3 protein-coding genes are annotated in these 9,403 nt (G+C 65.7%); all 3 read right to left on the reverse strand.

The features are described 5' to 3' along the window. Positions 1 to 23: 23 nt before the first annotated feature. The 3 genes from recD to recC are packed head-to-tail and all read right to left on the reverse strand — an operon-like array spanning position 24 to position 9,252. Complete coding sequence (recD, locus tag B4L76_RS01045) at positions 24 to 2,099, reverse strand: exodeoxyribonuclease V subunit alpha (protein WP_296229887.1); 2,076 nt, start codon at positions 2,097 to 2,099, stop codon at positions 24 to 26. Beyond that, positions 2,096 to 5,773: an exodeoxyribonuclease V subunit beta gene (gene recB, locus B4L76_RS01050; protein ID WP_296229889.1), complete on the reverse strand. Its 3,678-nt coding sequence runs from the start codon at positions 5,771 to 5,773 to the stop codon at positions 2,096 to 2,098. The genes recD and recB overlap by 4 nt, the downstream gene beginning before the upstream one ends. Then, the gene (gene recC, locus B4L76_RS01055) at positions 5,770 to 9,252 is read right to left on the reverse strand and encodes an exodeoxyribonuclease V subunit gamma (RefSeq protein WP_296229890.1); all 3,483 of its coding nucleotides are present in this window, start codon (positions 9,250 to 9,252) and stop codon (positions 5,770 to 5,772) included. Before recC ends, recB begins: the two co-directional genes overlap by 4 nt. Positions 9,253 to 9,403: the final 151 nt, after the last annotated feature.

Raw genomic sequence — 9,403 nt, forward strand, 5'->3', positions numbered from 1 at the left:
GCCCTCCAGGACCGCGTGCGGATTCAGACCTGCTCGAGCATCAACCCGGAAATACGCCGAACCTTGCGTGCCACCGCTTCTTCGAAAATGCCCTGGCGCGGTTCGACCAGGCTGAAGCAGTGCTTGGCGCGGGTAATCCCGGTGTATATCAGCTCCTTGGTCAGCACTGGGTTCAGCGCTTCGGGCAGCACCAGGGCGGTGTGGCCGAACTCCGAGCCCTGCGACTTGTGCACGGTCATGGCGAATACCGTTTCCACCTCGTTCAACCGGCTGGGCAGGACGAAGCGTACCCCGCCGCTGCCGTCGTTGCGCGGGAAGGCCACGCGCAGCAGGGGCTCACCGTGCTCGTCCGGCAGGCGCAAGGCGATGCCGATGTCACCGTTCATCAGGCCCAGGCCGTAATCGTTGCGCGTCACCAGCACCGGACGTCCTTCGTACCAGGGCTGTTGGTTGTCGATCAACCCGGCATTGTGCAGCACCTGTGCCACCCGCTCGTTGAGGCCTTCGACGCCCCAGGCCCCGCGGCGTACCGCACACAGTAGCTGGAAGTCCTCGAAGCTGTGCAGCACTTTGCCTGCCCATTGCTCCCATGCAGGGTCATCAACGGCGGTATCGAGCGCCGGACGGTAGCGTCCGAGGGTACGCAGATAACCGCGGTAGCCCTGCGGGCCATCGCTGCCCCGGTCAAGGCCGTCGAGCAGCAGGCGGTCGAAGGCGCGGTCGTGCTCGTGCTTCAGGGCCAGGCTGTGCACGTCGGCAGGCGGCATGGCCAGCAGTTTACGCGCCGCATGCGCTTCCTGGCGGTTGACCAGCCGGGCCAGCTGGCCAATGCCGCTGCCCTCGCCGAAACGCCGTGAGAAGCGCAACATCACCACCTGCTGGGCTAGCGGGTGGCGCTGCTCGTCACCGGTCTTGAGGCCGCTGCCGGCCAGCGACTCGCCACCGACCTGTTCCAACCATGCCTGGGTCGCCGGTGAGTAACAGCCGTCTTCGGCGTCACGGCACAGGTCGCCCAGTACCGCGCCGGCTTCGACCGAGGCCAGTTGGTCCTTGTCACCCAGCAGCACCAGGCGCGCCCGTGGCGGCAGGGCATCGAGCAGGTTGGCCATCATTTCCAGGTCGATCATCGAGGCTTCGTCGACCACCAGCACGTCCAGGGGCAACGGGTTGCCGGCATGGTGGCGGAAGTGTCGCGAGCCTGGTCGGCTACCGAGCAGGCGGTGCACGGTGCTGACCTCGGTAGGGATCTGCCCGCGTACCTCGGCGCTGACCTGAAGGCGTTCGACTTGCTGGCCGATGGATTCGGTCAGGCGCGCCGCCGCCTTGCCGGTCGGCGCGGCCAGGCGAATGCGCAGCGGCCTGCCCTGCTCCACCGCCGGCGCCTGCAGCAAGGCCAACAGGCGTACCACGGTGGTCGTCTTGCCGGTACCGGGGCCGCCAGTAATGATGCTGAAGCCGGCGCGGGTGGCCAGGGCGCAGGCGAGCTTCTGCCAGTCGACCTGGCCCACTGGCACTCCCCCGTCGAACAGCTGCGCCAGACGAGCCGGCAAGTCGGCCGTTGCAGCGTCGGCCTGGGTCAGACGCTGACGCAGGATATGGTCGATGCGCCGCTCGTAATTCCAGTAGCGGCGCAGGTACAGGCGCTCGCCGCTGAGCACCAGCGGCCGCGCTTGCTGCCCTGGGGTATTGCCGGCAGCCACCAGGGCGCTGGCGGCAATCCGTTGGCGCCAGGCGTGCAGGTCGAGGTTGGCCAGCAATTGCGAGGGGAGCAGCAAGGGGCCAGTCAGGGCATCGCCTTCGGGCGGCAACGACAGCGCGAAGTCGGGCTCTGCCAGGGTTTGCTGCAAATCGAGGCAGACATGGCCATGGCCCAGCTGATGGCTCGCCAGGGCAGCGGCCAGCAACAGCAAGGGATCGCTACCGGGAGCGCGCTCTTCCAGGAACAGCACGAACGCGCGGTCCAGGGCTCGCAACCAGCCGCGCTCCACCCAACGGTCGAGCAGTTGCAGCAGGTCAGCGCTGTCGTGTCGTGGCTTCAGGGCCAGCAAATGCTCGGCCTGCAGCGGGGTTGGCAACAGGTCGACTAGGCTGCGGCTCATATCATGGCTCCGGCAAACAGGTCCTGCTGCATGGGCGGGTGCTCGCCGCGGAACAGCGCATCGAGGCTATCGATCAGCTCACGCGGCGGCTTGGTGTGGTACACACCGTGGCCGCTGCTGCTGGCACCGCGCAGGAAGATGAACAGAGCACCGCCGACATGGCGGTCGTAGTCATAATCGGGCAGACGCGCGCGCAGCTGGCGATGCAGGGCCAGCACGTACAGCACGTACTGCAGGTCGTAACGGTGTTCGAGAATGGCTTTCTCCATGGCCAGGCCATCGTAGGCCTGGATGTCCGGGCCCAGCCAGTTGGACTTGTAATCGGCCACGTAGTAGCGCCCGTCCAGCTCGAACGCCAGGTCAATGAAGCCTTTGAACATGCCGTTGAGCAAGGTTGGTTGCGCCGCCGGGCGCGCCAGGCCGGGGTGGGTATGGCGAGCCACCAGGCGGTCGAGCTGTTCGGCATCGACCTGACGGCTGGCGAACCAGAACTCCATTTCCACCTGATAGTGGCGCAATTGCCCAAGGGTCACGCTCAGGCCTTTGCCTGCCAACGGTAACGCCTCGCCCAGCAGGCGTTGCAGCCATTGGCTGAGGGTGGTGATCCAGCCGGTCCAGTCACGCCGGTTGCAGCGCTGGCCAACGGTTTCCTGGATCAGCTGCGGGTTGCCACTCACCTGGCTGAAGCCCTCACGGCCCGCCCACTCCAGCAAGCCGTGGAGAAAGGTGCCGGGGTTGGGCCCACGCGGGAAGCGGTGGATATCGCCACTGTCGGCCGGGACCTCACGCAACATCTGCGCATCGGCCCTTTCGTCGTCGAACAACTGCTGCGCCTGTGAGCTGTCGGCGCCGAGCGCCTGTTCGCCGATGCGCAGGGCGCTGTACGAGGCGATCCACCAATGCTCGGCCGCCGCACGGCGTGGCTTGCGTGCCGGCAGCAACTCCCGCGTGGCATGCGGCATGCGATACAGCTGCTGATCCGCTTGCGGCAGGCCTGGGCAGCTGATGTGCGGGCTGGTTGCCGCCAGGGCCTGCAACCAGCTCCCCAGTTGCTCCGAGCCCGGCAAGGCGAGGCCGCCACCGAGCAGGTAGCCGAACGCCGAACGGTGCAACTGCGAGCTTTTCTGATTGCCGCGCTTGAGGTCGGCAACGCCCAGCCAGCAGGCATGCTGGGCACGGGTCAGGGCCACGTAAAGCAGGCGCAGGTCCTCGGCCAGGCGCTCGTCATCGGCGCGCTCGATCTGTTCCGGGTCCGGCGTGAGGGTGAGATGAGCGTTACCCAGGCTGTCATGCCAGGCCAGTGGCAGACGGCTGCCATCGACCGGTTTGCTGGTGCAGATGAACGGCAGATAGACCAAGGGGTATTCCAGGCCCTTGGACTTGTGAATGGTCACCACCTTGACCAGTTGCTCGTCGCTCTCCAGGCGCAGGATCTGCTCCTCGCCGGCCTGGGCGGAACTGGCCAGGTGCTCGGCCAGATGCCGAATCAGCGCCTGTTCGCCATCCAGTTCGCCAGCGGCCTGCTGCAGCAGCTCGGCCAGGTGCAGCAGGTTGGTCAGCACCCGCTCGCCATCACTGCGACGGATCAACGTGCGCGGCAACTGGAAGTCATGCAGCAGGTGCCGCAGCATTGGCAGCACGCCCTGGCGCTGCCAGATATCGCGGTAGCGGCGAAAACGCATGACCCAGGCTTCCCAGACGCGCTCGTCCTGGTTCAGCCGGTCCAGTGCCGCCAGCGACAGATTGAGAGTCAGGCTGGCCAGGGCCGCCTTGAGCAGGCGTTCCGAATCGGGTTCGGCGCAGGCCTTCAGCCAGGCCAGCAGGTCATGCGCTTCCTGAGCGGCGAACACCGAGTCCTTGTCGGACAGGTAGACGCTGCGCACCTCGCGCGCGGCCAGCTCGGCACGGATCATTTGCGCCTCGTGCCCATCACGGACCAGGATGGCAATGTCGGAGGGCAGGCACGGGCGCAATTCGCCCTCGGCATCACGGAAACCTGCACTGCCCTGCTGGCCGCCGTTGAGCAAGGCGACAATGTGGCTGGCGCAACTGGCGGCAAGCTGCTGGCGGTAGACGCTGCCGGAAACCGGTTCCTCGCTTTCCAATTGCCAACATTGCAGGGCTGCACAGGGCTCACCATCAATCAGGAATTGCTCGCCCCGGCCTTTGGCACGAACCTCGATGAACGGCAGCGGGTTGTCGTCAGCCTCGCGGAACAGGAACGCACCCCGCCCGGTTTCACGCGCCTCGGCCTGCAGGAACAGCTGATTGACCGCTGCGACCATGGCCTTGCTGGAGCGGTAGTTGGTATCCAGGCTGTGCAGGCGACCACTGGTGGCGCGGCGCGCAGCAAGGTAGGTGTAGATGTCGGCGCCACGGAAGGCATAGATCGCCTGCTTGGGGTCGCCGATCATGAACAGGCCGGTCTGATTGCGGTTTTCGCTGATCTGGTAGATGCGCTCGAAGATGCCGTACTGGACCGGGTCGGTGTCCTGGAACTCGTCGATCAGGGCGACCGGGAACTGTTCGCGGATCAACCCGGCCAGGCGCTCGCCAGCCTCGCTGGCCAAGGCCTGCTGCAGGCGCATGAGCATGTCGTCGAAGCCCATTTCCGCACGCCGACGCTTTTCGACTTCGAAACGTGCCGATACCCAGCTGGCCGCATGCTCGAGCAAGGGTGCCTCCGGGCTCTCCAAAGCCTGCAACTGTTGTTGCAGGGCTTGCATGGCATCGAGTGCCGGGTGGGCAGGTGGCTCACCGGACTTCCACGCGTCAAGCATGCCCGCCGGCGTCAGGCGGCTGAAGCCGCTGCCCAGCTCCAGCTCGACCAACTGCTCGTCAGCAGCCCAGGCGCAGAGCTTGTCGCACCAGGAATCAAAATACTGCGCACGCATCTTGCGGCCGTCGACCTGCTTGGCGGCCACCGCAGCATGGCAGATCTGCCGCAGCTCCTCGGCCCATTGCGTCCACGGTGCCTTGAGCCGGGCCAACTGCTCGCCACGCTGCTGCAGCGACGCCTCGATCAGCGCCGCCGGTTCCAGCCCTTCCTGCTGGGCGCGCACCCGGCCGAACAGCGGGCGGATGCGCGACAGCAAGGCGTCAGGGCTACCCCAGTGGTTGCGCACCCAGGCCAGCGCATCGCCTTGCATGCCATAGCAGAAGCGCCGCCAGTAATCGCGCACCACTTGCGCCAACAAGTCGCTGTGGTCAGTTTCCAGGGTTTGGGTGAACAGGCTGCCGCTGTCGAAGGCGTGCTCGCGGAGCATGCGCTGACACCAGCCGTGGATGGTCGACACGGCAGCCTCATCCATCCACTGCACAGCGATTTCCAGGCGGCCGGCACAGCGCGGCCAGGCCTCTTCCGGGTAGTCATCACGCAACTGATGCAACAGCGGATCAGCAGCTTGCAGTTCACCGCGGAAGAACCGCGCAGCTTCGCCCAGGCGGGCCCGGATGCGCTCGCGCAGCTCTTTGGTCGCGGCGTCGGTGAAGGTCACCACCAGGATCTGCGGGGGCAGCAGCTCGCGATCGAAGCCCTGCTCGCCGCCGTGGCCGAGGATCAGGCGCAGGTAAAGCGCCGAAATGGTGAACGTCTTGCCCGTGCCGGCGCTGGCCTCGATCAACTGGCTGCCATGCAGGGGGAATCTCAGTGCCAGGGGACGGTCCTGGGTCATGCGCCTTTCTCCGGGTTGCCCAGGGTCTGCCAAGCGGCGTCGAACAAGGGGCGGTACAACGTTTCGCACCAGCCTTCGAAGGTTTCGTCAGCAGTGAGCGCGGCAAAGTCGCGGAACTGGCGGGCCTGGGCGACGCTTTCACTGCGCTCGCCGAAGCTGGTGCGCCCGTCGCCTTCGTAGGCGCGGGTTGCGGCGGCCAGGGCTTTGTCACTGTCGTCCTGGGCCAGCCAGGCGAATGCGGTCTTGGCCGCGACCGGCAATGGTGCGTTCATCCCCGCCTGACGGGCCACCAGCAAATCGCCCAGCAATTGCGCCGCCTGCGCCTGCGGCAATGGCGCAAGTAGCAGGGTCAGGTCGCTGGCCACCAGTGCGCTGTGATAGGAATAGCCCGCCGCGCAGGCGGCCAAGTGGTTGACCCAGGGCATGATCAGGCGGTGCCACTTGAGGGCATTGCGCCCCGCGCTGATGGTGTTGGGCACGGTCGAGATGCTCAGCAGGCTCTGGTCAGCCGCCTGGAATACCCGACCCAGCCAGCCTTCGAGGCGGTGCTGGCCATGCTCGAAATGCACCGGTAACGCGCCCTCGACCAGGTGCGGCCAACGCTGCAACAACTGGCGGTGGCGTTGCAGCAGGTCTGGCAGCGGCTCGATCAGCTCGCGCTGCAGCAACTCGCCGAAGCCTGCCAGTGGCAGCAGGCCACAGGCCTGCAGGCGCCGGGCCTGCACCTGCAGGGCCTGTTCGGGATTGTCCGGCTCGGCCAGCGCTGCGCCGAGCAGGCTTTCGCTCGCACCGTAGCGTTGCAGGGCATCGAGAACGAAGGGCTCTTCGTCCGGGGGCGGTGCCTCCAACGCTTCGAAGTACACTTTCAGGCGCTGGCTGAAGAAGTGCCGCACCGGGTGGCGCAGGAAGTCACCCAGCATGGGCAGGCTCAGGGCTTCATCGTTCTGATAGGGCGGCAGGCCGGGGTGGTCCAGCTCGTCTTCCTGCCCCTGCTGGTGCAGCACCTGCCATTCATGTGCAAAGCTGAACAGCGGGCTGCCTTTTTCGAAGTAGCGCGGGCTGAACGGTTGCAACGGGTGCTCCTGGGTCAGGGCATGCAGCAGTTGCTCGCCTGGCTCAGCTGGCTGCCCCTGCAGTTCATTGGCCAGATGCCAGCCGGCCGCGAGGTGGTCGCGTAGCTGGCCGATCAGTACCGAGGCCGGGCGCTCGCTGTTGTCACGGATGCTACGCCCGACCCAACTGACATAGAGCTGGTCGCGTGCCGAGAGCAGCGCTTCCAGCAGCAGGTAACGGTCATCCTCGCGACGCGAGCGGTCGCCCGGGCGGTAGTCACTGGCCATCAGGTCAAAGTCCAGCGGTTGCTGGGTACGCGGGTAGTCGCCATCGTTCATGCCCAGCAGGCAGACCACCCGGAACGGGATGGCGCGCATCGGCATCAGGGTGCAGAAGTTCACCGAACCGGCGAGGAAGCGCTGGGACAACTTGCCCTGGTCAAGGCCCGACAGCCAGGCTTCGCGTACGACAGTCAACGGCAGCGGGTCTTGCAGGCCAACGGCCTGGCATACCTCAAGCCAGCTATCGCGCAGATCCTGCAATTGCATCAGCAGAAACTCGTCACGCTCGCCCTCGGCCAGGAAGAATACCTGCAACAGGGCATGCAGGCGCTCTCCCCACTGACTGACCGTGGCAGGTTCGGACAAGGCCTGGCAGGCCACATCGAGGGCCTCGAGCAAGGCGGCCAGCGGGCCTATCAGTGCTGCATCCAGCCCACCGATTTCATCGTAGGGTTCGATGTCGTCGCAGGCTTCCCCCACGCCTACTGCGTAACCCAGCAGCATCCGCCGCAGGCCGAACCGCCAACTGTTCTGTTCCAGCCCGGCGGGTAACCCGAGGCTGGCCCGCTGCTCGGCATCGAGGCCCCAGCGGATGCCGGCGCCTTCGATCCAGCGGTGCAGCGTGGGCAGGTCGCTTTCGCGGATACCGAAACGGGCGCGGACGGCCGGCACGTCCAACAGGTCCAGCACTTCGCTGACCGCGAAACGGCTGTCGGGCAGCTTGAGCAGGTGTTCGAGCGCAATCAGCAACGGCTCGCGGCCGCGTTGCCCCTGGTCGGTCAGGGTGAACGGGATATACCGCGGGTCGTTGCGCTGCAACTGGCCGAAAACGGCGCGTATGTGCGGCGCGTAGGTATCGATGGCCGGCAACATGACGATGACGTCACGAGGGCGCAGGGTAGGATCGGCACTGAAGCGGGCCAGCAACTGATCATGGAGTATCTCCACTTCCCGTTGCGGGCTGTGGGCAATGTGGAAGCGGATCGAGCGATCCTGTACTGGGTCGACTGCCGGCCACAAGTCTCGGGTTTCGGTGAGCGGGCGCAGTTCGAGGATGTCGTCCTGCAACTGGTTGAGCAGCGTTGCAGGCGAGCCGTCGCTGAACAGGTCGATGCGGCCATCGCTGAACACACCCAGGTAACTGGCAGGGTCATCGTAACTGTCGAGCAAGTTGATATAGTCGCGGCCCTGTTTGCCCCAGGCAGCCAGCAGAGGGTGGGCATGTTGATGCAGCGACTGGTCGTCCAGTTGCAGGGGCATGCCTTGCTTGCGCTGCTGACGCTTGTACTGATGCCGCAGCAGGTCCTTGTCGGCAACAATATCGGCCCAGTGGTGGCGACATGGGTTGTGCACGCACAGCAACACTTGGCTGAAGCGTGCCAGGCCGGCCAGTGCCTCCAGGGCCTGGGCTGGCAACGAGGAGATGCCGAACACGATCACCCGGGGCGGTAACCCTGGCGGTGCCTGCTCCAGGCCGTTGATGCGTTCGAGGAAGCGCTGATGGACGCCGGCTCGGCTCTGCGCCATGCCCTGCTCGCCGACATCTTCAAGCAATGCCCGCCATAACTCGGCTTGCCAGCGGTTCCCCGGGGGCAACGGTTTGCGCTCGCCACGGGCGGTGTTGAGGATGTGCTCACCGGCAGCCCAGTCCTTAAGCCAGTCAGCGCGGTAGACCTGGTATTGGTCGAACAGGTCGGCCAGGCGTTCGGCAAGTTGGTAGCGCTTGCGCAGGTCGCTGTCGTCGACAAGGAAGCGCCGCAGCGGCTCGAAGTGGGGACGTTCGATCAAGGCCGGCAGCAGGCGCATCAGGCGCCAAGTCAGCGGTGCCTTGTCGAGCAGCGAAACCTGGGGAATCTCGTCGCGCCCCAGCACGCTCCGGTACAGCTGCCACATGAAACTGCCTGGCAGTTGTACGTCGATTGCGGCAGCGATGCCGCAGCCGCCAAGGTCGTCTTCCAATGGGTCTTCAGCCAAGGCCAGTTTGAGCCATTGGGCGATGCCATTGCTTTGTACCAGGGCGATTTCATTTTCCAGCGGCGCCAGGGGATAGCGACGCATCCAGCTCACCACCAGGCTACGCAGGTCGTCGAGGCGGTTGCCATGGACGATCATGAAGCCGGGATGGAGGTGCTTGGTGCTGGGCATCGACAGGTCTCTGCAAGGCGCTGGTGGCTGAGGGGGAACGATATCACGCGAACAGAAAAGTGGCCTGGTGTCGCGACCGGTATGGGAGCATCCGCGCCCGCTCCCACAGGAACAGCGCATACCGCGGAAGTTTTTTGCGCCACAAAGACAA

The organism is Pseudomonas sp. UBA4617, from assembly GCF_002386445.1.
Classification (GTDB): Bacteria; Pseudomonadota; Gammaproteobacteria; order Pseudomonadales; family Pseudomonadaceae; genus Aquipseudomonas.

Coding starts and splice junctions, on each gene's coding strand:
- recB (WP_296229889.1), bottom strand. CDS start 5,773: ATGACCCAGGACCGTCCCCTGGCACTGAGATTCCCCCTGCATGGCAGC.
- recD (WP_296229887.1), bottom strand. CDS start 2,099: ATGAGCCGCAGCCTAGTCGACCTGTTGCCAACCCCGCTGCAGGCCGAG.
- recC (WP_296229890.1), bottom strand. CDS start 9,252: ATGCCCAGCACCAAGCACCTCCATCCCGGCTTCATGATCGTCCATGGC.